22 protein-coding genes are annotated in these 25,363 nt (G+C 70.9%); 16 read left to right on the top strand and 6 right to left on the bottom strand.

Annotated features, from left to right (window positions below):
- Positions 1 to 6: 6 nt before the first annotated feature.
- On the bottom strand, positions 7 to 1,086 hold the full coding sequence (locus tag OG579_RS04365; RefSeq protein ID WP_408068797.1) for a polyprenyl synthetase family protein: 1,080 nt from the start codon (positions 1,084 to 1,086) through the stop codon (positions 7 to 9).
- A gap of 158 nt (positions 1,087 to 1,244) precedes the next feature.
- On the opposite strand from OG579_RS04365, the gene metF reads away from it, so the two are divergent.
- A complete protein-coding gene (gene metF / locus OG579_RS04360; RefSeq protein ID WP_045823087.1) occupies positions 1,245 to 2,180 on the top strand; it encodes a methylenetetrahydrofolate reductase [NAD(P)H] in 936 nt (311 codons plus the stop codon).
- 15 nt (positions 2,181 to 2,195) lie between these two features.
- On the opposite strand, the gene OG579_RS04355 is transcribed toward metF, so the two are convergent.
- Genes OG579_RS04355 through OG579_RS04335 form a run of 5 tightly spaced genes read right to left on the bottom strand, consistent with a single transcriptional unit; the run spans position 2,196 to position 7,277 of the window.
- Positions 2,196 to 3,347, bottom strand: a complete 1,152-nt coding sequence (locus OG579_RS04355) for a glycosyltransferase (RefSeq protein ID WP_328858225.1) — start codon at positions 3,345 to 3,347, stop codon at positions 2,196 to 2,198.
- A 55-nt stretch (positions 3,348 to 3,402) separates the two neighbouring features.
- Complete coding sequence (locus OG579_RS04350) at positions 3,403 to 4,119, bottom strand: LppM family (lipo)protein (RefSeq protein ID WP_328858224.1); 717 nt, start codon at positions 4,117 to 4,119, stop codon at positions 3,403 to 3,405.
- A 26-nt stretch (positions 4,120 to 4,145) separates the two neighbouring features.
- A complete protein-coding gene (locus OG579_RS04345; RefSeq protein ID WP_328858223.1) occupies positions 4,146 to 5,009 on the bottom strand; it encodes a carotenoid biosynthesis protein in 864 nt (287 codons plus the stop codon).
- Positions 5,006 to 6,685, bottom strand: coding sequence for a phytoene desaturase family protein (locus tag OG579_RS04340; protein WP_328858222.1), 1,680 nt, complete (start codon positions 6,683 to 6,685; stop codon positions 5,006 to 5,008). Before OG579_RS04340 ends, OG579_RS04345 begins: the two co-directional genes overlap by 4 nt.
- Positions 6,669 to 7,277 carry a GNAT family N-acetyltransferase gene (locus tag OG579_RS04335; RefSeq protein ID WP_045823085.1) on the bottom strand — a complete coding sequence of 203 codons (609 nt, stop codon included), beginning with the start codon at positions 7,275 to 7,277 and terminating at the stop codon, positions 6,669 to 6,671. Before OG579_RS04335 ends, OG579_RS04340 begins: the two co-directional genes overlap by 17 nt.
- A 305-nt stretch (positions 7,278 to 7,582) precedes the next feature.
- Between OG579_RS04335 and OG579_RS04330 the strand changes: the two genes are divergently transcribed.
- From OG579_RS04330 to ftsZ, 15 genes are all read left to right on the top strand, one after another.
- Positions 7,583 to 8,068, top strand: a complete 486-nt coding sequence (locus OG579_RS04330; protein ID WP_328858221.1) for an SAV_6107 family HEPN domain-containing protein — start codon at positions 7,583 to 7,585, stop codon at positions 8,066 to 8,068.
- A gap of 137 nt (positions 8,069 to 8,205) precedes the next feature.
- Entirely contained in the window at positions 8,206 to 8,613 is a 408-nt protein-coding gene (locus OG579_RS04325; RefSeq protein ID WP_328858220.1) for a DUF3040 domain-containing protein, read from the top strand.
- A gap of 406 nt (positions 8,614 to 9,019) precedes the next feature.
- Complete coding sequence (gene mraZ / locus OG579_RS04320; RefSeq protein WP_045823082.1) at positions 9,020 to 9,451, top strand: division/cell wall cluster transcriptional repressor MraZ; 432 nt, start codon at positions 9,020 to 9,022, stop codon at positions 9,449 to 9,451.
- 176 nt (positions 9,452 to 9,627) lie between these two features.
- Entirely contained in the window at positions 9,628 to 10,674 is a 1,047-nt protein-coding gene (gene rsmH, locus OG579_RS04315; protein WP_328858219.1) for a 16S rRNA (cytosine(1402)-N(4))-methyltransferase RsmH, read from the top strand.
- 85 nt (positions 10,675 to 10,759) lie between these two features.
- Positions 10,760 to 11,719 (top strand): hypothetical protein, encoded by a 960-nt coding sequence (locus OG579_RS04310; RefSeq protein ID WP_328858218.1) that lies wholly within the window; start codon positions 10,760 to 10,762, stop codon positions 11,717 to 11,719.
- Between the two features lie 138 nt (positions 11,720 to 11,857).
- Entirely contained in the window at positions 11,858 to 13,792 is a 1,935-nt protein-coding gene (locus OG579_RS04305; RefSeq protein ID WP_408068745.1) for a peptidoglycan D,D-transpeptidase FtsI family protein, read from the top strand.
- 137 nt (positions 13,793 to 13,929) lie between these two features.
- On the top strand, positions 13,930 to 15,555 hold the full coding sequence (locus OG579_RS04300) for a UDP-N-acetylmuramoyl-L-alanyl-D-glutamate--2,6-diaminopimelate ligase (protein WP_045823081.1): 1,626 nt from the start codon (positions 13,930 to 13,932) through the stop codon (positions 15,553 to 15,555).
- On the top strand, positions 15,552 to 16,064 hold the full coding sequence (locus OG579_RS04295) for a glutamate ligase domain-containing protein (RefSeq protein ID WP_328858217.1): 513 nt from the start codon (positions 15,552 to 15,554) through the stop codon (positions 16,062 to 16,064). The genes OG579_RS04300 and OG579_RS04295 overlap by 4 nt, the downstream gene beginning before the upstream one ends.
- Positions 16,065 to 16,116: 52 nt before the next feature.
- Positions 16,117 to 17,214, top strand: a complete 1,098-nt coding sequence (gene mraY, locus OG579_RS04290) for a phospho-N-acetylmuramoyl-pentapeptide-transferase (protein WP_045823080.1) — start codon at positions 16,117 to 16,119, stop codon at positions 17,212 to 17,214.
- On the top strand, positions 17,207 to 18,835 hold the full coding sequence (gene murD / locus OG579_RS04285) for a UDP-N-acetylmuramoyl-L-alanine--D-glutamate ligase (RefSeq protein WP_408068744.1): 1,629 nt from the start codon (positions 17,207 to 17,209) through the stop codon (positions 18,833 to 18,835). Before mraY ends, murD begins: the two co-directional genes overlap by 8 nt.
- Positions 18,832 to 20,511, top strand: a complete 1,680-nt coding sequence (gene ftsW / locus OG579_RS04280) for a putative lipid II flippase FtsW (RefSeq protein ID WP_408068743.1) — start codon at positions 18,832 to 18,834, stop codon at positions 20,509 to 20,511. Before murD ends, ftsW begins: the two co-directional genes overlap by 4 nt.
- Positions 20,508 to 21,641 (top strand): undecaprenyldiphospho-muramoylpentapeptide beta-N-acetylglucosaminyltransferase, encoded by a 1,134-nt coding sequence (murG, locus tag OG579_RS04275; protein WP_045823079.1) that lies wholly within the window; start codon positions 20,508 to 20,510, stop codon positions 21,639 to 21,641. Before ftsW ends, murG begins: the two co-directional genes overlap by 4 nt.
- 53 nt (positions 21,642 to 21,694) lie before the next feature.
- Entirely contained in the window at positions 21,695 to 23,170 is a 1,476-nt protein-coding gene (murC, locus tag OG579_RS04270) for a UDP-N-acetylmuramate--L-alanine ligase (RefSeq protein WP_328859154.1), read from the top strand.
- Positions 23,167 to 23,979 (top strand): cell division protein FtsQ/DivIB, encoded by an 813-nt coding sequence (locus tag OG579_RS04265; RefSeq protein ID WP_328858215.1) that lies wholly within the window; start codon positions 23,167 to 23,169, stop codon positions 23,977 to 23,979. Before murC ends, OG579_RS04265 begins: the two co-directional genes overlap by 4 nt.
- Before the next feature lie 223 nt (positions 23,980 to 24,202).
- Positions 24,203 to 25,363, top strand: a complete 1,161-nt coding sequence (gene ftsZ, locus OG579_RS04260; RefSeq protein ID WP_045823285.1) for a cell division protein FtsZ — start codon at positions 24,203 to 24,205, stop codon at positions 25,361 to 25,363.

Below are 25,363 nucleotides of genomic sequence, written 5' to 3'. Positions count from 1 at the left end.
CTCCGGTCACATGCGCCTCCCGGCGATAGCGGTGGCGTACGCCACCAATTCCGCACGCGCCGTTGCCTCGACAGGAGCCGAGGTGAGGATGCCGACCGATTCGTCGACGAGGCGTGTGATGTGGTCCTCGACGGCGCGCACAGCGCCGACGTCGTGCAGGATGGCGCGCGCCCGATCGAGTTCGCGGGCGTCGAGCGGACGCCCGACGAGGCCCCGGAGCTCGGCCGCGACGCGCGGGGCGTCGGCGTCCGCGTTCTGCAGGGCCAGGGCGAGCAGCGCGGTGCGCTTGCCCGCGACGAGGTCGTCGCCGGACGGCTTGCCCGTCCGCTCGGGGTCGCCGAACACACCCAGCAGGTCGTCACGGAGCTGGAAGGCGATACCCAGGCCGTCGCCCACCTGTCCGAGCGTCACGACCAGGTCGTCGGGGGCGTCGGCGGCGACGGCACCGAGCTGCAGCGGTCGGGCCACGGTGTACCCGGCGGTCTTGAAACGCATCACGCGGAACGCGGCGTCGACCGACTCGTCGTAACCCGCCTCACCGACGACGTCGAGGATCTGTCCGGCGAGGACCTCGGTGCGCATCGCCGACCACACCGGACCGATCCGCGTGCGGATGCCGGGACCGAGATCCGCCGCGATGATGAGGTCGTCGGCCCAGCTCAGGGCCAGGTCTCCCAGCAGGATCGCCGTCGACATGCCGAAGTGGTCGGCGTCGCCGGACCACGACCGATGGCGGTGGGTCGCGGTGACCGACCGGTGCACCGTCGGGTTGCCGCGCCGGGTGTCCGACAGGTCGATCACGTCGTCGTGGATCAGTGCGCACGCCTGGATCAGTTCGAGTGCCGCGCACAGATCGAGCGCGGCGACGGCGTCGGAGGTGTCGAGAACGCCTCCGGCACATCGATATCCCGACCACGCGAACACCGGGCGCACACGTTTGCCCCCGCTCAGGGTGAACGTCGTGATCAGGTCGGTCAGGTCGGCGACCTCGGGCGCGATGGCCGAGGTCTGCTCGCGGCGGGCGGCGAAGACCCGACGGAGGCGTGCCTCGGCCGCGGCCGGTACGTCGCGCAGCGACACCGGCATCGGGTCGCCGTCGGTCGGGGTGACGGCGAGTTCGGCGCCCGGCGCACCGGTCACCGATCTCCCCCGCGGGTCTCACCGGTGCACACCATGACCTCGACATTACCGACCCGACGATCCGGCCACGTCGCAGGCGGGGACGCCCACCGTATGATCGGTACGTGACCTCACCGATCGCCTCGCCCACCGTCGTCTCGCGGTTGTCCGAGCCGCACAGCGGCCCGGTGCCGTTCTCGGTCGAGTTCTTCCCGCCGAAGGACGCGCCGGCCGAGGAACGCCTCTGGCGCGCCGTCCGCATCTTCGAGCGTCTGCGCCCGGCGTTCGTGTCGCTCACCTACGGCGCCGGCGGCGGTACCCGCGACCGCACCGTGCGGATCGCCGGGGAGCTCGCCCGCGAGACCACCCTGACGACCGTCGCCCACCTCACCGCGGTCAACCACAGCCTCGACGAGCTCCGGGCGATGGTCGGCTCGTACGCCGATCAGGGCATCACCAACGTCCTCGCGCTCCGCGGCGACCCGCCGGGCAACCCGATGGGCGAGTGGGTCAAACACCCCGAGGGTGTCGCCTACGCCGAGGAACTGGTCCGACTGGTCGGCGAGCTCGGCGACTTCCAGGTCGGCGTCGCCTCGTTCCCCGAGGGGCACCACCGCTCGCCGACGCTCGACGAGGACACCCGCTTCCTGCTCGGCAAGCTGCGCGCCGGCGCGGAGTACTCGATCACGCAGATGTTCTTCGACGTCGAGGACTACTTCCGCCTCCGTGACCGGGTGGTCGCCGCCGACCCCGAACAGGGCGCCAAGCCCATCATCCCGGGCATCATGCCGATCACGTCGCTGGCGTCGGTGCGCCGCATGCTCGAACTGTCGGGGTCGAAGCTGCCCGCCGACGTCGACGCCCGCCTCACCGCGGCAGCCGGGAACGACGAGGAGGCCAACCGCGAGGCGATCCGCGCGGTCGGCATCGACCTCGCGACGGAGATGTCGGAGCGACTCATCGCCGAGGGTGCGCCGTGCCTGCACTTCTGCAGCCTGAACTTCGCGCGCGCCACCACCGAGGTGCTCGACCGCCTCGGCATGAACGTCCTCGTCCCCTGACCGCCGAGGTACCGGTCAGCTGATCGACCGGCCCTTCCACTCGAGTCGGCCGGTGCGTGTGTGCACGGCCGAATCGGCGATGAGTGCGGCCGCGACCGCCATCGACACCGGGTGTGCCGTCGCATCGAGGACATCCGACGGTGTGAGGGCGTCGGTCTCCACGCGGCGGGAGACGAGCCGTCCGGCCGCACCCATCACGAGCGCGAGCACCGCAGGCGCGCGTCGCGGGCCGATCGCGGCGCGCACGGCCGGGGCCACGTGACCCAGCAGCAGTGCGGCCACGACCGCCCACGATCCGCGTGCGCCACCGAATTCTGTTGCGGTCCAGCGTCGGTACCCCGCCCACAGGTCATCGCCGGAGCGATACATCCGACACCGCACCAGGTGCCCGCCACTGCGATTGACGGTGCGCATCCCGGCGCGGCGGAACACCCGTGCCAGTGCGATGTCGTCGGCCGGCTCCGCGGCCACCGAACGGTGCCCACCGACGTCGCGGTAGGCGCCGAGCGTCGTGGTGAGGAACTGCCCGTTGGCGACGGCCGTCGAGGTCCGCAACTGCCGCTCGGTGACCGACTGCGGCAGCATCGAGAACCACGACCAGAACAGCAGCGGCTGCACGAGTCGTTCGAGCGCCGATCCGACGATCTGGGCGGGCCACACCGACAACAATCCGGGCGGCGGCCCCGGCGCGTCGGCGAGGGCGTCGAACACCGCGACCGCCGCGGCGACGGCGTCGGGAGCCAGGCGCACATCCGCGTCGACGAGACACAGCCGCGTGTTCGGCGGGTCGTCGGCGAGGTCGGTGGTCAACCGGTGCAGCCCCCACGCCTTTCCGGTCCAGCCCGCGGGCTTCGGTGTGCGTGCCCCGTCGACCACGACGACACGATCGTCGCCGTCGATCGCACGTCGGGCGACCTCGGCGGTCCCGTCGGTCGACTCGTCGTCGTAGATCCGCACCCGGAGGTCGTCCACACCGCGCTGGGCACGCAGATCGGCGATCACGCGGGCGATCACATCGGCCTCGTCCCGGGCGGGGACGAGCACCACGACGGGGGCGGCCACCGGGTACCGCGGTGCGCTCAGCGCGTGGACGTGCCGGGCGTTCACCGCGGCCATCGCCAGGCCCGAACCGGCGAGCGCGAGGGGGACTATGTCGGTGGCGGTCATCGGTCGCCGGTGCCGTCGGACCCTCCTCACCCGACCACCGTCCCCGGCCGCACCGTCAGGTTCGGCCGGCGCGGGGTGAGGCGTCGCGCGTGGTGTAGGCGACGCCGCCGACGATCAGCACGACCGCGAGCGTGATGCCGGCCAGCAGCCACGTCCAGTCGCCGAACGCCGCGGTGCCGGGATCGGCGTAGTTCGCCTCGGCGCTGAGATCGGTCACCTTGCCCGCATCCGGTGTCCAGGTCGCCGTGTCGTCGGACGACTGCTTGCCGTTGGTGGCGCTGATCGGCCCGGCGAACTGCACGGTCAACGAGACCAGGTCCTGTCCGGCGGTCAGGCTGCTGAGGTCGGTCGAGCCGCGGAACCGCACCACGTCGCCGTTGCGTTTGGTGCTGAGGTCCATGCTCACCGGACTGTTCGGGTATGCCTCGAGCAGGAGGTCGCCCAGTTCGTTGAACTGTCCGACCGGAAGTGCGCTGTAGGTGACGCGGGTGCCCACCATGCCGTTCTCGGAATAGGCGTCGGCGACGACGCTGCCCGCCATCGACTGCGGGATCTCGATCTGGGGTCCCTTGCTGTCGCCGGAGGCCTTCGCGGCGATCACGAGTTCGCCCCACAGACGGTCACCGACGTACGGCGAACGTTCCATGCAGGACGTCAACGACAACGAACCGATGATCACCAGCAATAGCGCGGCCGCGATGCGCACCGCGGGTCGGCGGGTGCGGGATCGCGGCGCGAGACGGTGGGGCGAGAGGACCGGAGAGACGGGCACCACGACATCGTGCCAGGTCGAGTGGGTCACCGACGACGACCCGCCGCGTGCGGTGCGTCGGTGCGTGTCGTGGTGCCGGGGGTGGGGCGGTGGCGCGAGGCCGCGACCGCGACGACCGCGGGCACCGCCAGCACGCCCATGCCGACGATGCCGTAGGCGACACCGGAACGCAGCGCGCCGTTCTCGAGGAGGAAGATCTGCGCGAACGCCGATCCCGCCCAGGTCCACCACAACCACACCAGGGGGACGACCGGTGTCGCGTCCCGTGCGGCGTCGGGAGGGTCGAGCAGTTCGAACACCAGCATGACGACGAGTCCGACCACCGCCCACCCGGCGAAGTTGGTGAGCGGGATGGCCTCCATCCCCGGCAGTCCCGCGTCCTTGGCGTCCCAGCTCCACAGACCCGCCGCGACCATCTGCGGATCGAGGTAGAGATCCCAGCTGACCAGACCGACGACCCCGATCGCGATACGGCCCGCCCGCGCGGTCGGCAGCACGAAGGCCGCCACCCGCCAGACCGCGTACGCGCCCATGAACCACGCGGCGGTGATGAGGATCGGGACATCGGCGACCGCCGGCCCGATGCGGTCGGTGACGTATCCGTAGGCGCCGAAGGGGAATCCGGTCCGGGTACCGACGACCTCGGCGGCGAACACGATGGCCGACACCGGCGCGATGATCGCCACGGCGCGACCCACGCCGCGGCGTCCGACGACGTCGACGATCATCGCGATCGACCCCGCGCACAGCACCACCATGGTCGCGGTGTCGCGCGCCGATCCCTCGACGAGTGAGTAGACGATCTGCGCGAGCACCCATGCGGCGACGGCGGTCAGCGACACCGCGCGGGCGGTCCCGGCGGTGTCGCGCGCGGCCGTCGGGACGGTCACGTCCGCGGCCTGCCGACCGCCGGTGCCCTGCGGCGCACCGCTGTCCACACCGAACCCACAGCGTCGCGCACGGTGTCGGCGAGGCCGGCGCGATCGGAGAGCACGAGGTCGGCGGCGAGCGCGCCGCTGATGCCGCTGACACCTCCACCGGGGTGAGTCGAGGCACCGGCGAGGTAGAGGCCCGGTACCCCGGGCACCCGGTGGCCGCCCAGGTCGGGGTGGGGTCGGAAGGCGAACATCTGGTCCATCGACATCTCGACGTGCATCACGTTGCCGCCGACGAGACCCAGCTCGTCCTCGATGCGGTCGGGGGTCTGTACGTGCACGTGTTCGATGGTGGACGAGAAGCCGGGGGCCTGTCGATCCATCTCGGCGACGATGTCGTCACCGGCCCGGTGTGCGAGGTCGGTCCACGAACGGTTCTCGGCGAGGTGACGTGGGTGCCACTGCGACCACAGGGTGAGCGAGTGTCGTTGCGGTGGTGCCAGTCCCGGATCGATGGCGGAGTAGCTCATGGCCACCAACGCCGGACGGCGGGGGAGTTGGCCCGCGCGGGCGTCGCCGTATGCCGCGGCCAGGTGGGCCCGGTCGGAGACGAGCAGCCCGAGGCCGGAGTGCACGCCGTGGGCGGGGAGGTCCGACGGCAGTCCGGGGTAGTCGGGGAGTGCCGTGGCACCGATCCGCACGGCACTGCCGATGCCCGGGCCGACCTCGATCCGGCTCCGCCACCGGCGCACCTGCTCGGGGGCGACACCGCCGGCGGCGAGCGCGTCGAGCGTGGTGAGGATGTGGCACGCCGCGACGACCGATCGCGCGCGGCGCACCGCACCGCCCGCCGACGTCACCCGCCAGTGGTCGCCGGTCCACGCCAGCGACTCGACCGGGGCGTCGAGCACGAGTTCGCCGCCGTGTGACCCCAGGGCCGAGACGAGCGCCTCGGTGAGCGCGCCGCTGCCGCCGACCGCGCGCCCGGGCGGCAGGGTGTGCATCAGCGCTGCGATGCCGACCATCGGCGCGGTACCCGGCTCACTCATCGGCGGTCCCGACTGCGCGCCGAACCACGCGAGTGCGGCCTTGAGGCGCTCGGAGTCGAACCAGCTGTCCAGCAGGGCATCTCCGGAGCGGAGGAACTCCTGGGCGAGATTGGCCCCCGCGGCCCGGCCGGTGACCCCGTCGCGGGTGGGCATGCCCCAGAACGAGCGCGCGAACCCGCCGACGGTGGGGCGGTGGGCGAACATCCGCATGACCGCCGCCGACCGCGGTCCCCATACGGCGACGAACCGTCGGTACGCGTCGGCCTCGCGTGCGCCGCACGCGGCCTCGATCGAGACGCAGGTCGCGTCGAGGTCGGTCCGGAAGACGATCGCCGGTGAGTCGCCGTCGGCCGGCGCGAACGCCCATGGGTCGCAGTCGATGTAGCGCAGGCCGTGCGACCCGAGCGAGAGGTCGTCGATGATCGAGGTGTGCCGGATCATGATGTGGGCCGAGGATCCGCGATCGACCCGGTAGCCGGGGAACCGGGCCACCGTGGACACGGCGCCACCGGGGATGGTGTCGCGTTCGACGACGGCCACGTCGAGGCCCGACTGCGCGAGGTACGTCGCCGCGACGAGTCCGTTGTGACCGGCACCCACCACGATCGCGTCGTGGATGCGGGCGTCACTGCTGGTCGTCATGGGGGCCCATCGGTAGTCGGCGTCCGAGGACGGCGAAGGGTCGCGGATCGCCCGCGAAGCTGAAGTGGCGGAGCAGATCGGCGAAACCGACCCGTCGGTACAGGCGCCAAGCGCGGTTGTCGTCGGCGGGCACCTCCGGTGTGGAGAGCAGGACGCTGCTCTCGCTCCGTCCCTCGAGGAGTCGCGCGAGCAGCGCCTCGCCGATGCGGTGACCCTGCAGGCGGGGATGTACGTGGAGCTCGGTCAGTTCGAAGTAGTCGCGCGTGATCTCGTCGATCTGCTCGCGGGTGTAGCCGCCGTGTCGGAGTCCCGCGCAGAGTTGCTGGTGCCACCACTGGTCGCCCGCGCCGGTGTAGCCGTAGGCGATGCCGACCAGAGACCCGCCGCCCGCCGTCCCTCCCGTCGCGTCGTCGGGGGAGCGGTAGGCGCCGACCGCGGTCCAGCCGGGTCGTCGCATGTGGTCGCGCCACAGCGGGGAGCGGTGTGTCTGGGTTCCCCGGGGGTATCCCATGGCCTCGACGTACACGTCGAGAGCGGGGTTCAACCAGTCCCCGGCGTCGTCGGGGACGAGGCCGACCAGGCGAACAGACACCGTTCTGCGCCTCCTCTTGAGACCTTGTCGGGGGGTAGCTATATTGAATAGGTCGAACGGGTGTTCGAGTACTCAACCTCCGCGACGAGTCTCATCGTGACCCGACGACCGACGGCCGGTCCGGCGGTGGACGAGGGAAGCGTCTGCGGCCGGGCCGGTCCGATCGTCGTCCGGTCCGTCCGGGTCCCGGTGGGCAACGGCTGTTCCATTGCTCACGTTGTCGGTGGACGGCGGTATGACTGATCCGTCCGATGAGGTTGAACCTCCACAGGTACACGAAGACAGACCACGAGAGGGGTGTGACGATGACCGGGACACGTACGACGACACGGCGCACCACCACGGTCGACCCACGACTCGCACTGCGCGCCCGCGAACTGCTCGGTCGCGCCGAGGCCATGGCTGCGCACGCGGACGACTCGCCCGAACCGACCGAGCAGCTCCGCGCGCTGTACCTCGCCGCCCTGCGTGCGGCCGGTGCCGCCCTGGTGGTCGGGGAGAAATCCACCGCCCGCCCACGTCGGGGCCCGGTCAGCGCCTGGGCGCGCCTGCCGCGGGCCCTGCCGGAGCTCACCACCTGGGCCACCTACTTCGCGGGGCTCTCGCGTCTGCGAGCCGACATCGAACTGGGCGTCGTCCGCGATGTCGATCCCCGGAGTGTGCAGGCCACCCGGACCCGTCTCGCCGACTTCCTGGAGGACGTGCGGGCGCAGGTCGTCGCCTTCGAGCACGGGACGCGGGTGACCGCAGGCCACCGGTCGGCGACTCTGACCGAACTCTCAGCCGGGTAATGGTGGTCGGTTTCTCGATCACCTCGTATCATCGACACCAGGGCTCGCGACACGAGCCCACCGACCCCGACACACCTGCCGCGGGTATGCGTTGGACACCGTCCGGTCACCGGACCGAAGTGCTGTAAGGAGGGGCGGTGCCACTCTCGGAGCACGAGCAGCGAATGCTCGAACAGATCGAGAACGCGCTGTACGCCGAAGATCCCAAGTTCGCGTCGAATGTCCGGCGTCGGCGGGTACGCGGCGGGTCGACCACGCGTAAACGTCTGCAGGCCGCGGTTCTGTTCGTCGTGGGGTTGCTGTTGCTGATCGGCGGACTGGTCGTCGACGTCACGGTCGGCGGGTTCCCGATCCTCAGCCTCGTCGGATTCCTCGTCATGTTCGCCGCCGGGCTCATCGCGTTGTGGGGCATCGGCTCGTCCGTGCCGCCGGCGTCGGGAGCCACCTCGGAGTCCTCGACGGGACGTCGTCCGCGGGGCAACGGCTCACGCTCGTTCAGTGAGCGGATGGAAGAGCGCTTCAACCGACGGTTCGAACAGGAATGATCCTCTGCGGGGCCTCGACAGTCCCGCACTGACCTCACACACGAGACCGCGCACCGATTCCCGGTGCGCGGTTTCGTCGTTCTCGGGGTGATCGCCGGCCGGTCCGGCACCGCGTCCCCCGCGTATCCACCGATCCCCACTTTCCTCCACCGCGCTCGCCCACAGGCGCTCAGCGGCTGATGTGGGCATTCTCTGATGACGAAAGCCCAGGTCGACTGAATCGGCATCGACCGACGGGCGTCCGGTCGCCCCACCACTTTTCCTATCGTTGACGTGCTGTTTTGTACTCCGGTCCGAACTCACTGCTCATCTGGGGGTGGAAAGTGGGGCGAAGTGGGGTACTGTGGTGCACGGAGGAAAGAGTGCCGGACTCGCGACTCCGCCCGGCAGGAGGTGTGGGGAGAACATGTTCCTCGGCACACACCTGCACAAGTTGGACGACAAAGGGCGGCTCACGCTTCCCGCGAAGTTTCGAGAGCAGTTGGCAGGAGGGATGATGGTCACTCGCGGTCAGGACCACAGCCTCGCGATCTACCTGCCCGAGGACTTCGTGGAGCGGGCGAAACGAGCCGCCGCGGCGTCCAAGGTGGACGAGAAGGCGCGGATGTATCAGCGTCATCTCAACTCCAGCACCGAGGAGATGGTGCCGGACGCACAGGGACGGATCACCCTGTCGTCCAAGCACCGGACCTACGCAGGCCTCACCAAGGAATGCGCGGTGATCGGCAACTACGACTACGTCGAGATCTGGGATGCCCAGGCCTGGGAGCAGTACGAGTCCCAGCACGAGGAGAGCTTCTCGCGTGCCGACAACCCGTCCCTGGAGAACATCCTGTGATCACCGGGTCCCGCCGCCGGAGGACCTCGGCGGGACCGCACGGCCCGGTTCGCCTCGGCGAGTTCAGGCCTCTGCCCGAGACGTCCCTGGCGCACTTCCCCAGCGCCAGGTCCGTCATCGGGCAGGGACCCGTACTCACCGCAGCGACCTCCCGGCCGCGCCGACAGCACGACGTCATGTCGTGCTGCCGGCGACCGGTCCGATCGACCCGCACCGCAGTGCGCAGCCACTCCGAAAGGCCTCCGGTGGAGCACAAGTCGGGCGAACACGGTCACATACCGGTGATGGCGGACCGGATGATCGACCTCATCGCTCCCGCCCTCACGCACACCGCCCCCGACGGCACCGGCGCCACGTTCGTCGATGCGACACTGGGTGCCGGCGGCCACAGTGAACTCGTCGCGCAGCGGTTCCCCGGCGTCGCGATCATCGCCATCGATCGCGACGGCAACGCCGTGTCGTCGGCGTCGGAGCGGTTGGCGCCCTTCGCCGATCGCGTCACCATCGTCCGGCGACGTTACGACGAGATCGCCGATGTCCTCACCGACAGCGGTCGAACCCGATACGACGCGGCCCTGTTCGACCTCGGCGTCTCGTCGATGCAGCTCGACCAGCACGATCGCGGATTCGCGTACTCCGTCGACGCCCCGCTCGACATGCGGATGAACGACAACGACACGCTGACCGCCGCCGACATCCTCAACACCTACTCCCACGGCGAGATCGCCCGTGTGCTGTCGGAATACGGCGAGGAACGATTCGCGGGCAAGATCGCCTCGGCCGTCCTCCGTGAGCGGGAGCACCAACCCTTCGACACCAGCGCCCGACTGGTGGAGCTGCTCTATCGGGCGATCCCCGCGGCCACCCGTCGGACCGGTGGCCACCCGGCCAAGCGCACCTTCCAGGCGCTGCGCATCGAGGTCAACCGCGAGATGGAATCGCTGCAGCTGGCGATCCCCGCGGCCGTCGACCACCTCGCCGTGGGTGGCCGTCTGGTGGTGATGAGCTACCAGTCGCTCGAGGACCGCATCGTCAAGCGGGAGTTCGCACATCGGGTGACCTCGACGACGCCGCCCGGACTGCCGTTCGACCTCCCCGGCACCGCGCCCGAGTACCGGCTGGTCACCCGCGGGGCCGAGCGTGCCGACGAGACCGAGATCGCGTCGAACCCGCGGTCGGCTCCGGTTCGACTCCGCGCGATCGAACGACTGGCCCCCCGATGAGCGCGACCCGGGTGCCCGAGGACGCACGCACGACGCACGAGATGAACGAGACGGCGACGGATGTCGTGACGATGGAGGTACGGCGATGACCGTGGCAGACCGAGGCGCGTTCGTCGCCGGGGCGCCCGACACCGATGCGGCCCACAGCGGTTCGCCGAACTCCGATGCGACGGACACCGACTGGGATCCCGATCTCGACGAGGCGGGCGGATCGGCATCGGGGACGCGGCGTCGTCGCGATCGCACCGGTGTCGCCGACCGGCCGCGGGAGAACCGGTCTCCGGCCGCGCAGCGTGCCATCGATCGCCGCCGTCGTCGGGCGACCCAGCGGTCGACGACCACTCTCGTCGACCGCCGCGAACGACCGACCGGTGGCGTCCTCGCCCGTATCGTCGCATCGCCGGCAGATCTGTTGCGGCGGATGCCGTTCGCCGTGCTGGTCGTCGCGATCCTCGCCGTCGGTCTCGGTCTCACGTTGTGGCTGTCGACGACCGCCGCACAGACGTCCTACGAACTCTCCGCGAAACGCCAGGAGAACCAGACGCTGATCGACCGCCGGGACGCCCTGAAGAAGTCCTTCGAGTCCGGTGACTCGGCACCCGAACTGTCCGACAAGGCAACCGCATTGGGGATGATCCCGGCGAGCAACGTGCCACGTCTCGTCGTCGCACCCGACGGTCGCACCCGTGTCGAGGGCGAGATCGCGCCTGCCACCGGGACCGCGGCACCGTCGATGAACGCCGGTCGGCCCACCGCCGTGACCCCGCAACCGGGTTCGTCCACCGCCGGCAACACCGCGTCGCTCCCTGCGTCGGCAGGGGTGCCGGGAGCTGCGGCCGACGAACCGATGGCCTCGAACGTGTTGCCGGGCGCCTCCGGGAGCGCGACGGCTCCGAACACCACGGCCCCGAACCCCACCGCCGATCCGGCGCCCTCGGGATCGGCTGCACCGTCCACGAATTCGGGCGCGCCGCGAACGGGTACCACCCCGTCGGGGTCCGTGCAGACCGCGCCCGGTTCGGCCGATTCGCAGACCCCGCGCTGATCGCGACCGCGCCACGCCGATGGTGATGCGGGCCGAAATCGTTCACACAGTGGAGAATTGGGTCATGTCAGCTTCTCGCATGTGCGTCGACGACGCGCCATGTCCCGGTGTGATCGCGTCGAGTGATCGCGGTCGCCGATGAGCGCCGACAAGCGACGACGACCACCGGCCGCCGCGCGCAAGTCGGCGTCCGGAGCGGCCAACCGTGCCGACTCACGGGCACGGCCCCGCCGCGCGTACTCGGCGGGTATCCGCGACGACGCCGGCGTCACCGCGCGCGGCGACGGGGCGCGGCAGTTCATCACCCGAACGCGTCTCGGTGCATTGGTGATGGGTCTCGCCGTCGCGTTGGTCGCCGGAAAGCTGTTGATGTTGCAGACGGTCGAGTCGTCGTCGCTGTCGGCGCAGGCCGCCGACCAGCGCGCCGTGGTCGAGACGTTGCCCGCCAAGCGGGGCGCCATCGTCGACCGCAACGGCAAGCCGATCGCCTACACCGACGAGGCGCGAGCCCTTACGTTCCAGCCGGTGCGTGAGCGCGCGGCGATCGACGCCGCCCACGCCAAGGATCCGTCGGTGCCGGACTCGGCGACCCGGATCCGCCAGATCGCCTCCGGGGTCCACGATCTCCTCGGCGGCGCGGTGTCGCAGGAGTCGCTCCAGCAGCAGTTGGCCAGCTCCGAGCCTTTCGTCTACCTCGCGCGGTCGGTCAGCCCCGAGGTGGCGGGAAAGATCACCGACGAGTTCCCGGAGGTCGGTGCCGAACGGCAGGACATCCGTCTCTACCCCGGGGGCCCGCTCGCCGCGAACATCGTGGGCGACGTCGACTTCGACGGCAACGGGCTGATCGGCCTGGAGTCGTCGATGGACTCGGCGCTCGCGGGCACCGACGGTTCACAGACCTACGACCGCGGCTCCGACGGTGCGGTGATCCCCGGCAGCACCCGCAACGTGCACCCGGCCGAGAACGGCAAGACCGTCGAGCTGACCATCGACTCCGACGTGCAGTGGTTCGTGCAGAACCAGGTGCAGAAGGCCAAGGAGCTCTCCGGTGCCCGCAACGCCTCGGCGGTGGTGCTCGACGCCAAGACCGGAGAGGTGATCGCGATGGCCAACGACAACACCTTCAACCCCGCGAAGCCGCTGGCCGAACAGGGCAGCGCCCAGTTGGGCGACCTGCCGGTGACGTCGCCGTTCGAACCGGGTTCGGTGAACAAGCTCGTGACCGCTTCGGCGGCCATCGAATACGGGTTGACCGATCCCACGCAGGTGCACCAGGTGCCGGGCAGCATCGATCTGGCCGGGGTGACCGTGCGCGACGCGTGGGTGCACGGCGTCGCGCCGTACACCACCACCGGCATCTTCGGGAAGTCCTCGAACGTCGGGACGCTGATGCTGGCCAAGCAGGTCGGTCAGGACCGGTTCGCGAACATGTTGCAGCGCTTCGGTCTCGGCCAGCGGACGCAGGTCGGCCTGCCCGGCGAGAGCGCGGGCGACGTTCCCGCCCGCAGCCAGTGGTCGGGGGGTACGTTCGCCAACCTCCCCATCGGACAGGGCCTCTCGATGACGCTGCTGCAGATGACGAGCATGTACCAGACGATCGCCAACGACGGGCTGCGTGTCGCCCCGCGGATCATCAAGTCCACCGGCGACGACGCCGCCGATCCGCCGGCGGGTGTACGCGTGGTCAGCCCGCAGACGGCGACCACCGTGCGCAACATGTTCCGTGCCATCGTGCAGTCGGATCCGACCGGTGAACAGCAGGGCACCGGATCGAAGGGTGCGGTACCGGGATATCAGGTCAGCGCGAAGACGGGTACCGCACAGCAGGTGGACCCCAACTGCGGGTGTTACTCCAACTCGAACTACAACATCACTTTCGCGGGCATCACGCCTGCCGACAACCCGCGCTTCGTCGTCGGCATCATGCTCGACCGCCCGACCCGGAGCACCGACGGATCGGGTGGCCAGTCGGCCGCACCGCTGTTCGAGAGCATCGCCGCGTGGATGCTGCAGCGCGACCGCGTCCCGCTCTCGACGAGCCCGACACCGAAGATGATCCTGCAGGCGGTCTGACCTCCGGCGCGCCGTCGCCGACGATCCGGACCCGGACCGACGCCGCGTAGGGTGATCTGCCGGGCGGTCGCTCGACCGAACAGCAGGACTCGTGCGGGGACGCCCGCCGCGAACGAGGCGAACGAGAGGGGTGCGCGATGACCGAATCGGGGACGCGACACCCGCAACCGATCCCGGCGCCCGCCGACCCGACCCGACCGGGCCGGGTGGAACCCTGCGGGGTCGACACGCTGGCCGCCGCGTCGGGCGCCCGTATCGATCTCGTCGGGTCGGCGTCACCGGACGTCGGCGTCACCGGAGTGACCCTGCGTGCACAGGACACCCGCCCGGGAGATCTGTTCGCGGCCCTGCCCGGCGCGCGCGCCCACGGAGCGCAGTTCGCCGCCCAGGCCATCTCCGCAGGCGCCGCGGCCGTGCTCACCGACTCCGCCGGTGCCGCGCTCGTCACCGAGGCGATGGCCGCCGCGGACACGCCGACGCCGTCGTTCGTACTGCTCGTCCATCCCGATCCGCGCAGCGTCCTCGGTGACCTCAGCGCCCGCGTGTACGGGAACCCGTCGCTGCGACTGCGTCTGATCGGTATCACCGGGACCTCCGGCAAGACCACCTCGAGCTATCTCACCGAGGCCGCCCTGATGGCCGCGGGTCAGACCGTGGGACTCATCGGCACCGTCGAGACACGCGTCGCCGGTGTGCGCCAGGACAGTTCGCTCACCACCCCCGAGGCGCCCGCGCTGCAGGGGATGCTCGCCGCGATGTGCGAACAGGGTGTCGACACCGTGGTGATGGAGGTGTCGAGCCACGCCCTCGAGCTCGGCCGGGTCCGCGGGAGTTCCTTCGCCATCGGCGGTTTCACGAATCTCTCGCAGGACCACCTCGACTTCCACCCCACGATGGTCGACTACTTCGAGGCGAAAGCTCGTCTGTTCCGGCCTGATTCGCCCGAGCACGCCCACCGCTCGGTTGTCTGCGTCGACGACGAGTGGGGCGCCAGGATGTCGGAGATCGTCGGTCACGGCGTGGTCACCGTGTCGACACGCCACAGCTCGGCCGACTGGTACGCCGGACCGTCCCGGCTGCGCGACGACGGGTCGCAGGTCGTCACCGTCCGCGACCCCCAGGGCACACCACACACCCTGCGGGTGCCCCTTCCCGGTCGGTACAACGTCGCCAACGCCCTGATCGCGCTGGCCATCGCCGACGCCGCCGGGGTGTCGATCACCGACGCCGTCGCGGGCATCGCCGGGGTCGCGGTCCCGGGTCGTGTCGAGCTGGTCGACGAGGGCCAGGACTTCCTCGCCGTCGTCGACTACGCCCACAAGCCCGCCGCCGTCGAGGCGGTCATCGCGACCCTGCGGGGACAGACCAGCGGTCGACTCGCGGTCGTGGTCGGTGCCGGCGGCAACCGCGACACAGGCAAACGTCCGCTGATGGGGGAGGCCGCCGCCCGGGGCGCCCACCTGGTGATCGTGACCGACGACAACCCCCGCGACGAGGACCCCGCCGCCATCCGCGCCGAGGTGCGAGCCGGCGCAGAGAAGGTGGCGCGGGGCGAACGACCGACCGGATCGGAGCCGATCGTCGAGATCGGTGACCGAGCGGCCGCGATCGCCCACGCGGTCGCGTGGGCGCGGGCCGGCGACACCGTCCTCGTCGCGGGCAAGGGCCACGAGAGCGGGCAGGAGATCGCCGGCGTGAAGCACCCCTTCGACGACCGCGACGTGGTGCGGCGGGCCCTCGCCGACCGTCAGGAGACGACATGACCCCCCACATCCGCGTGATCGACCTCGCCGGCGCCCCGACGACGGCGGTGTCGGGCACCGACGAGGCGACGAACCGCGTGCGCGACGCGCTGCGGACGCTGGTGCAGACCGCCCGCGGGGGAGGCCGCGACGCGGGCGGCGGTCGTAGCTGGGCCGTGCTCGGGGAATGGAACGGCCCCGAACCCGACAACGACCGTGCCGTCGCCCACGATCGGGTGGGTCGGCTGGCCGTGCGACTCGCCGTCGACGTCGTGATCGCGGTCGGCGAGACCCGTGTCGTCCGCGCGTTGCATCAGGGAGCGGTGATGGAGGGTTCGTGGGGCGACGAGGCGCGGATGGTCGCCGACGCCGACGCCGCGGTGGAGATGCTGGTGGCCGAGATCGGCGACGGCGACGTGGTGCTCGTCGCGGGCGACGGATCCGATTTGTCGGCGGTCACGCGCAACCTGTTGGATGACCAACGGTGTGTGGCCACACTCGTGGAGTCCCCGGACGGGACCGAACGCTGACCCACCCGCCAGAGACACTGCCCTCGATACGACCCCGGACGGAGACGAGAAGGTGACGCAGATCCTGATAGCCGGCGCGGTCGCGCTCGCGGTGTCGATCCTGCTGACCCCGGTGCTCATCCGGGTGTTCTCGCGCCAGGGTTTCGGGCAGGAGATCCGCGTCGAGGGTCCCCAGAGCCACCAGACCAAGCGCGGCACCCCGTCGATGGGTGGCGTCGCCATCATCGCCGCCCTCTGGGCCGGCTACTGGGCGTCGCACCTCACCGGTCTCATCAACGGCGGTCAGGGTCCGAGTGCCTCGGGGATCCTGGTGCTCTCGCTCGCGACCGTCCTCGGTGGCGTCGGGTTCCTCGACGACTTCATCAAGATCCGCAAGCAACGCAACCTCGGCCTCAACAAGACCGCCAAATCGGTCGGGCAGCTCGTCGCCGCACTGCTGTTCGGCGTGCTGGCCCTGCAGTTCCGCAACGGCAACGGTGACGCGCCGGCGAGCGTGAAGCTGTCGTACGTCCGCGACATCAACGCGGTCACCCTCGGCTCGGTCGCCTTCGTCATCTTCTGCTGGCTCGTCGTCGCCGCGTGGTCGAACGCGGTCAACTTCACCGACGGTCTCGATGGTCTGGCCGCCGGTTCGATGGCGATGGTCCTCGGCTCCTATGTGCTCGTCACCTTCTGGCAGTACCGCAACGCATGCTCGGGTGGCCCGAAGGCGGGCACAGAGGTCAGCGCGGGCTGTTACAACGTGCGCGACCCCCTCGACCTCGCGCTGATCGCGGTGGCCGGTGGTGGCGCGTGCCTGGGCTTCCTGTGGTGGAACGCCGCACCGGCGAAGATCTTCATGGGTGACACCGGCTCGCTGGCGCTGGGCGGCATGCTCGCGGGGCTGTCGATCACCACCCGCACCGAGCTGCTCATGGTCGTGGTCGGCGCGCTCTTCGTCGCCGAGATCGTCTCGGTGGTCATGCAGATCGCGTTCTTCCGCACCACCGGGCGACGGGTGTTCCGCATGGCGCCCTTCCACCACCACTTCGAGCTCGGTGGCTGGGCGGAGACCACGGTCATCATCCGGTTCTGGCTGCTGACCGCGATCGCGTGCGCGCTGGGCCTGTCGCTCTTCTACAGCGAGTTCCTGACGTCCAACGGTGGGTGAGGTGAGCCGAGGAGGCGCCGCTGCTCCCGCGACGCTGCCCGATCTCCCCGGTCTGCGGGTCGTCGTCGCCGGAGCCGGGACCGCGGGCGCGTCGGCCGCCCGGTTCCTCGCCGCACACGGCGCGGTGGTGACCGTCGCCGACGGCCGACCCGCGGCAGGTGCGGCCCTCGCCGACGCCGGTGTCGCGGTGGTGAGCGTCGACGCCGCGGTCGCCGACCTGCAGGCCGACCTCCTGGTCGTGTCGCCGGGGTTCCGGCCCGACTCACCGCTGGTGCTCGCCGCCCGCGCCGTGCGGATCCCGATCTGGGGTGAGGTCGAACTCGCCTGGCGCGTGGACGCATCCGGACTCCTCGGCCCACGACGGACCTGGGTGGTCATCACCGGGACCAACGGCAAGACCACCACCACCTCGATGGTCGAGGCCATCGTCGAGGCGTCGCCGCACACGGTGGCCGCCTGCGGCAACATCGGGTTGCCGGTGCTCGACGCCCTCACCCGCACACCGCGGGTCGAGATCCTCGCCGTCGAGATGTCGTCGTTCCAGTTGCACTGGGCGCCGTCGGTGGTCCCCGACGCCGGTGTCGTGCTCAACATCGCCGAGGACCACCTCGACTGGCACGGCTCGATGGATGCCTACGTCACGGCGAAGGTCGGCGCCCTGCGCGGACCGATCGCGGTGGTCGGCGCCGACGACCCCGTCGCGGGCGCACTGTCGGCCACGACGCCGGGCGCCCGCACGATCGGCGTGCGCGTCGGCGCTCCGATCGGCGACGACATCGGTGTCGAGGCCGGTGTCCTCACCGACCGCGCGTTCACCGCGCCGGGGGAGTCGCCGCGCACCATCCTGCCCATCGACGACATCCGCCCGGCCGGTCCGTCGGGGATCGTCGACGCCGCCGCGGCCGCAGCGCTGTGTCTGGCCGTGGGCGTCGACATCGATGCCGTCGCGGTCGGGCTCGCCGGTTTCGTCCCGGGCCGTCACCGGGGTGAGACCGTCGCCACGCTCGACGGGGTGGCGTTCGTCGACGACTCGAAGGCGACGAACCCCCACGCGGCGCACGCGTCGATCGACGCGCACGAGCGTGTGGTCCTGGTGGCCGGCGGACTGCTGAAGGGTGCCGCGGTCGACGATCTGTTCGCCGCGACGGCCGATCGACTGGCCGGTGTGGTGGCGATCGGTACCGACCGCGAGCTGGTGGCGTCGGCGATTGCGCGACACGCCCCTGCAATCCCAACAGTCACACTGTTCACAGGGGACGATGGCCGGGTGACAGCCACGCCGCTCGCGCCACCCGCCGTCGACGGCCTCGCGACCGCCCCGTCCGACGGCGTCGAGGCCGCCCGTGCCGCCGCCCGCTCGGCCCACGAGGCCGACACGCGACGCAGCGACGAGGCGCCCGCGGCCGACCGCGTGATGGGTGCGGCTCTCGTCGCGGCCTGGTCGATGATCGAGTCCGACCGCGCCGCCGGTGGCCGGCCCGATGCCGTGTTGCTCGCCCCGGCCGCGGCCTCCCTCGACATGTTCGCCGGCTACGGGGTGCGCGGTGACTCCTTCGCGCGGGCCGCCGTCGCGATCGGTGCCACCCCGGCGGGCCCGAGCGACTCGTCGGTACGCCCGTGACCGCCGCGTCCGACGGCGTACGCCGCGCCGGAGCGTGGTGGGACGGCCCGCGCGGCGTCATCGACGCCGTCCTGCGCAGGCCGCTCGCGTCGTTCCACCTGATCGTGACGCTCACGGTGATCCTCACCGTGTTCGGCCTGGTGATGGTCCTCTCGGCGTCGTCGGTGGAGGGTTACTCCAAGAGCGGCTCGGCCTACGGCCTGTTCACCACCCAGGTGGTGTTCGCGATCCTCGGCACGGTGCTGTTCTATGTCGCACTGCGCATCCCGGTGCGGTTCATGCGTCGCCTCGCGGTGCCGTCGATCTTCGTGACCACGCTGCTGCTCGCGTTGGTCCTCATCCCGGGCGTCGGCACCGAGAGCCAGGGCGCGCAGCGCTGGTTCGTGGTCGGCGGCCTCTCGATCCAGCCCTCCGAACTCGTGAAGCTGGCCCTCTGCGTGTGGGGGGCCCACCTGCTCTCCGCGCGGTTGCGTGACCACGCGTCGCTCAAGGAGTTGCTGGTCCCGCTGGTGCCGGTCGCGATGCTCATCTGCACGCTGATCATCCTCGAGCCCAACCTCTCGACGACCATCACCATCGCCATCATCGTCGGCACCCTGCTGTGGTTCGCCGGCCTACACCTCAAGGTCTTCGCGATCTTCGTGGTCTCCGGCGCGGCCATGGCGATCGTGCTCGCGATGGTCGAGGGATACCGTTCCGAGCGCGTGCAGAGCTTCCTGGGCAACATCGACGACCCGCAGGGTGCGGGATACCAGGCGCGTCAGGCCCGGTACGCGCTCGCCAACGGCGGCCTGTTCGGTCAGGGTCTCGGTCAGAGCCGCGCGAAGTGGAACTATCTGCCCAACGCCCACAACGACTTCATCTTCGCGATCATCGGCGAGGAACTGGGCCTGCTGGGCGGGTTGCTGGTCATCGGACTGTTCGTCCTGCTGGCCTTCGTCGGACTGCGCATCGCGCTGCGGGCCGTCGACCCCTTCCTGCGGATGATGACCGCGACCATCACCGTGCTCATCAGCGCCCAGGCACTGATCAACATCGGCTACGTCATCGGCCTGCTCCCGGTCACCGGTATCCAGCTGCCCCTGCTGTCGGCCGGAGGTACGTCGACGTTCACCGTCCTGGTGATGTTGGGCCTGCTCGCGAACGCCGCGCGCCACGAACCCGAGGCCGTCGCCGCGCTCGCCGCGGGAGGTGACGGACGCATCGGCCGGTTCCTGCGCCTGCCGCAACCCGAGTCGTACGCGCCCCCGCGCGTCCAGGCCTGGCGCGCGCGCCGCGACCGCCTGGCCGATCCGTCGGGTCTGCCGTCGCGCACCGCACCCCCGCGAGTCCGCACCGCCGCGACCGATCCCCGCACCTCCGACCGCCGCACCGCCCGCCGCGGGCCGGCCGCCTACTTCGGGTTCGGTGCCTCCGCACCCCATCCCGAACCCACCGGTCGCCGCGGCGCACGGTCGGGCCGTAGCGTCCCGGCACGCGCGGAGCACCCGAGCACCCGATACGCCCCCGAGTGGTACGGGGCCGACGCCCACGACGCCTTACGTCCACGCCGATACGACACCGGGGGACAGGGCCGTTCGGCCCCGCGCGTGCGCTACCGCACCTACCCGGAGGCGATGCCGACGGCCCGCGCATCGCGTCACGACGGCACCGTGAGCCCGAGGTACCGCCGGTGAGCCGCACCGACCGCGACGGGCCGATCTCGGTCGTGGTGGCCGGGGGTGGCACCGCCGGCCACATCGAGCCGGCCCTGGCCGTGGCCGACGCGATCCGGGCGATCGAGCCCGACGCACGCATCACCGCCCTGGGGACACCGCGTGGGCTGGAACGCACCCTCGTGCCCGACCGCGGCTACACCCTCGAGATGATCCCGCCGGTCCCGCTGCCGCGGAAGGTCAATCGCGACCTGTTCTCGGTCCCGCTGCGTCTGCGGTCGTCGGTGCGCGCCACCCGACGCATCCTCGCCGCCGTCGACGCCGACGTGGTCATCGGCTTCGGCGGGTACGTGGCGCTGCCGGCGTACCTCGCCGCGCGGGGACACGTCCTGCGTCGCTCGCGGATCCCGGTGGTGATCCACGAGGCGAACGCCAGCGCAGGCATCGCCAACAAGGTCGGTGCGCGTTTCGCCGACCGGGTCCTCGCCGCCGTCGACGGCTCCGGCCTCGACGCCGAGGTGGTCGGCATCCCCGTGCGTGGATCCCTGGCGAGCCTCGACCGTGCCGCCACCCGCGCCCAGGCCCGTCACTACTTCGGACTCGACCCCGATGCGCCGACCCTGCTCGCCTTCGGTGGATCGCAGGGCGCGCGCACCATCAACGAGGCGGTCGCCGACTCCGCCGACGCACTCGGTCGAGCCGGGATCGGCGTACTGCACGCGCACGGTCCGAAGAACACCGTGGCACCGTCGTCGCCGCCCGGGGCGCCCCCGTACGTCTCGGTCGGCTATCTCAAACGCATGGATCTCGCCTACGCCGCAGCCGATCTCGTGATCTGCCGGTCCGGCGCGATGACCGTCGCCGAGATCTCCGCCACCGGTCTGCCCGCCGTCTACGTGCCGTTGCCCCACGGCAACGGCGAGCAGCGTCTCAACGCGCTGCCCGTCGTCGAGGCCGGTGGCGGTGTGTTGCTCGACGACGCGGACCTGACCGCGCAGTGGGTCGCCGACACCGTGCCCGGTCTCCTCGGCGACCCCGACCGCCTTGCGGTGATGTCGCAGGGCGCCCGTCAGGTCGGGCACCGCGACGCGGCCGCCGCCGTCGCACAGGCAGGACTCGACGCCGCCCGGGCGCGGCGGGGGTCGTCGTGACGCCCCCGACGCCGACCGTGCCCGCGTTGCCCGCCGAACTCGCCCGGGTCCACATGGTGGGTATCGGCGGTGCCGGGATGTCGGGACTCGCGCGGATCCTCCTCGCCCGGGGCGCGCAGGTGTCGGGATCGGACGCGAAGGACGGCCGTGGCGTGAAGGCGCTGCGCACCCGCGGGGCCGTGGTCCGTATCGGCCACGACGCCTCGGCGCTCGACCAGCTCGACGGCGGTCCCACCGTCGTCGTCACCACCCATGCGGCGATCCCGAAGACGAATCCCGAACTGGTGGAGGCACATCGGCGGGGTATCCCCGTGACCCTGCGCCCCGCGGTGCTCGCCACCCTGATGGAGGGCTACCGCACCGCGCTGATCGCGGGCACCCACGGCAAGACCTCCACGACGTCGATGGTGGTCGTGGCGTTGCAGCACTGCGGGCTCGACCCGTCGTTCGCCGTCGGCGGCGAGCTCAACGAATCCGGGACCAACGCCCACCACGGCACCGGCGCCGTCTTCGTGGCCGAGGCCGACGAGAGCGACGGCTCGTTGCTGCAGTACCGACCCGACGTGGTCGTCATCACCAACGTCGAATCCGACCACCTCGACCACTTCGGGACCACCGAGGCCTACGTGGCGGTGTTCGACGAGTTCCTCGAACGGACCGAACCCGGTGGCGTCGTGGTGGTCTGCCTCGACGACCCGGGATCGGTCGACCTCGCCGCCCGCAGTGTGCACCGCCTGCTCGATCGTGGGGTGCGGGTGATCGGTTACGGCGCAGGCACCTTCGCCGATCGTGTCCCGGAGGTCGACCACGCGGCGGTCCTGCGCAGCTGGAACGTCCACGGCGTCGGGGGACAGGCCGCCATCACCCTGCGAGGAATGCTCGCCTCCGGCACGGGCGGGTCGCGCGCCTCCGGCACGGCGGGACCGGGGGAGGACTCCGAACACCTGGTGACCCTCGGTGTCCCGGGAGTCCACATGGCGCTCAACGCCCTCGGCGCGATCGCGGCGGCTGTGTCGGCGGGCGCGCCGACCGACGGCGTGATCGCCGGGGTGGAGAGCTTCACCGGGGTCCACCGACGGTTCCAGCTGCGCGGTCGTGTGGGTGACGTCGCGGTGTACGACGACTACGCCCACCACCCGACCGAGGTGCGGGTGGTGCTGACCGCGGCCCGCGAGCTGGTCGCCGCCGCCGGAACCGGCCGCGTCGTCGCGGTGTTCCAGCCCCATCTCTACTCGCGCACAGCCACGTTCGCCGCGGAGTTCGCCGAGGCGCTCGACATCGCCGACCAGGTCGTGGTCCTCGACGTCTACGGCGCGCGCGAACAACCGCTCGACGGCATCAGCGGGCGGACCATCGCCCATCTCGTCACCGTCCCGGTCGTCTTCGCGCCCGATCTCTCGCAGGTCGCCGAACTGGTGGCCGACCTCGCGGCGCCGGGCGACGTGGTGTTGACCCTGGGGGCCGGCGACATCACCATGCAGGGCCCCGAGATCGTCGAAGCGCTGCGCAGGCGAGGAGAGACACCATGAGCCGCACCACCAGCACCTACGATCCCGACGTCGACGACGCCGATGTGGACGACGCCGACCTGGACGACGGGTACGCCGACGACCTCCTCGACGACGACACCGACGAACGCGAACGACGACGTCGCCCGCGCCGTGGACGGCGACCTGTGCGCGGCACCCGCAAGCTCCTGGGGACCATCGCCGCGATCGTCCTCGTGATCGTCGCCGGCGTGGTCGCCTATGCGACGCCGCTCATGTCGGTGCGGTCGATCTCGGTCAGCGGCGAATCGGCCGTGGACCCGGCGAGCATCGTCGCCGCGTCGCGGATCGCGCTCGGCACGCCCCTGCTCCAGGTCGACACGCGTCCTGCCGCCGAGCGCGTCGCCGCCATCCCGCGCATCAAGTCCGTCCGCGTCACCCGCAGCTACCCGTCGGGTATCGACATCGACGTCGTCGAACGCGTCGCCGTGGCGTTCGTCATCCGCGACGGCGCCTCCCATCTGCTCGATGTCGGTGGTGTCGATTTCGCCTCGCAGAAGCAGTTGCCGCCGGTGCCGCGGATCACGATCGGCAACCCGTCGTCGTCGGACCGCGCCACCCTCGCCGCCCTGAAGGTGGTGTCGGAACTGCCCGACGTCCTACGCCGTCAGGTCATCGAGGTCGGGGCGTCCTCGGCCGCCGACGTACGCCTGACCCTGCGCGACCGCCGGACCGTGGTGTGGGGCGACGCCGATCGCACCGCCGACAAGGCGCGCACCCTGATGTACCTGTTGCCGCGCGACGGCACCCAGTTCAACGTCTCGTCACCCGAGTACCCGACCTTCCGCTGACGCCGCGGCCGGATTGCGGCCGCGACACGCCGAGCGCTTGCTGGCCGGAGCTGGGTTCGGTGCCTACCGTTTGTCCCAGCAGTCCGCTACTTGACATAACTCTAAGCCTGTGGTTGAGGTTGAGGGTTTTCCGATCCGGTTCGCCGGTGTCGCCGGTGGCGGTCTGCGGCAGACATCCGTTCCCACACGGGGCGGAGCAATCCACGCACAGAAGGCGAGTGACATGACGCCACCGCACAACTACCTGGCCGTCATCAAGGTCGTCGGCATTGGCGGCGGTGGCGTGAACGCCGTCAATCGCATGATCGAGCAGGGCCTCAAGGGTGTCGAGTTCATCGCGATCAACACCGACGCGCAGGCGTTGCTGATGAGCGACGCCGACGTGAAACTCGACGTCGGCCGTGACTCCACCCGCGGTCTCGGTGCCGGCGCCGACCCCGAGGTGGGTCGTCGCGCCGCCGAGGACGCCAAGGACGAGATCGAGGAACTGCTCAAGGGCGCCGACATGGTGTTCGTCACCGCCGGCGAGGGCGGTGGCACCGGCACCGGTGGCGCCCCCGTCGTCGCGAGCATCGCCCGCAAGCTCGGGGCGCTGACTGTCGGCGTCGTGACACGCCCGTTCTCGTTCGAGGGCAAGCGCCGCGGCGGCCAGGCCGACGAGGGCATCTCGTCGCTGCGTGAGTCCTGCGACACCCTCATCGTGATCCCCAACGATCGTCTGCTGCAGCTCGGCGACGCCGCCGTGTCGCTCATGGACGCGTTCCGCAGCGCCGACGAGGTCCTCCTCAACGGTGTGCAGGGCATCACCGACCTCATCACCACGCCCGGCCTGATCAACGTCGACTTCGCCGACGTCAAGGGCGTCATGAAGGACGCGGGCAGCGCGCTGATGGGCATCGGGTCGTCCCGCGGCGAGGACCGCGCGAAGAAGGCCGCCGAGGCCGCCATCAACTCGCCACTGCTCGAAGCGTCCATGGAGGGCGCCCGCGGCGTGCTGATGTCGATCGCCGGTGGCAGTGACCTCGGGCTGTTCGAGATCCACAACGCCGCGACCCTCGTCCAGGAGGCCGCGCACGAGGACGCGAACATCATCTTCGGCACGGTCATCGACGACAACCTCGGCGACGAGGTCCGCGTCACGGTGATCGCGGCCGGGTTCGATGCCGGTGCTCCGTCGCGGATCCGCACCGCTTCCGGTCGGGGAGCCGTCGGCTCGGCCACCGCCGGCAACGTCTCCTCGTCGACGGCGGCACCCGCCGCCGAGTCGGCCTTCGCCGATCGCTCCGCGGGCGACCCGTTCGCCGACGCACCGGCCCCACGCCGCAACGCCGTCACCCTCGACGACGACGACGATGTGGACGTCCCGCCCTTCATGAAGCGCTGA

The sequence above is a fragment of the Williamsia herbipolensis genome, assembly GCF_036153515.1.
GTDB classification, from domain to species: domain Bacteria; phylum Actinomycetota; class Actinomycetes; order Mycobacteriales; family Mycobacteriaceae; genus Williamsia_A; species Williamsia_A herbipolensis.
The sequence above is the reverse complement of the archived record's forward strand: the minus strand, read 5'-3'. Positions and strand labels throughout refer to the sequence as shown.

What these genes read in the sequence shown, in the direction of transcription:
- OG579_RS04365 (WP_408068797.1), bottom strand. Translation starts at nt 1,086, where the DNA reads ATGCCGGTGTCGCTGCGCGACGTACCGGCCGCGGCCGAGGCACGCCTC.
- OG579_RS04355 (WP_328858225.1), bottom strand. Translation starts at nt 3,347, where the DNA reads ATGACCGCCACCGACATAGTCCCCCTCGCGCTCGCCGGTTCGGGCCTG.
- OG579_RS04340 (WP_328858222.1), bottom strand. Translation starts at nt 6,685, where the DNA reads ATGACGACCAGCAGTGACGCCCGCATCCACGACGCGATCGTGGTGGGT.
- OG579_RS04330 (WP_328858221.1), top strand. Translation starts at nt 7,583, where the DNA reads ATGACCGGGACACGTACGACGACACGGCGCACCACCACGGTCGACCCA.
- mraZ (WP_045823082.1), top strand. Translation starts at nt 9,020, where the DNA reads ATGTTCCTCGGCACACACCTGCACAAGTTGGACGACAAAGGGCGGCTC.
- rsmH (WP_328858219.1), top strand. Translation starts at nt 9,628, where the DNA reads ATGTCGTGCTGCCGGCGACCGGTCCGATCGACCCGCACCGCAGTGCGC.
- OG579_RS04310 (WP_328858218.1), top strand. Translation starts at nt 10,760, where the DNA reads ATGACCGTGGCAGACCGAGGCGCGTTCGTCGCCGGGGCGCCCGACACC.
- OG579_RS04305 (WP_408068745.1), top strand. Translation starts at nt 11,858, where the DNA reads ATGAGCGCCGACAAGCGACGACGACCACCGGCCGCCGCGCGCAAGTCG.
- OG579_RS04300 (WP_045823081.1), top strand. Translation starts at nt 13,930, where the DNA reads ATGACCGAATCGGGGACGCGACACCCGCAACCGATCCCGGCGCCCGCC.
- OG579_RS04295 (WP_328858217.1), top strand. Translation starts at nt 15,552, where the DNA reads ATGACCCCCCACATCCGCGTGATCGACCTCGCCGGCGCCCCGACGACG.
- murC (WP_328859154.1), top strand. Translation starts at nt 21,695, where the DNA reads ATGGTGGGTATCGGCGGTGCCGGGATGTCGGGACTCGCGCGGATCCTC.
- OG579_RS04265 (WP_328858215.1), top strand. Translation starts at nt 23,167, where the DNA reads ATGAGCCGCACCACCAGCACCTACGATCCCGACGTCGACGACGCCGAT.
- ftsZ (WP_045823285.1), top strand. Translation starts at nt 24,203, where the DNA reads ATGACGCCACCGCACAACTACCTGGCCGTCATCAAGGTCGTCGGCATT.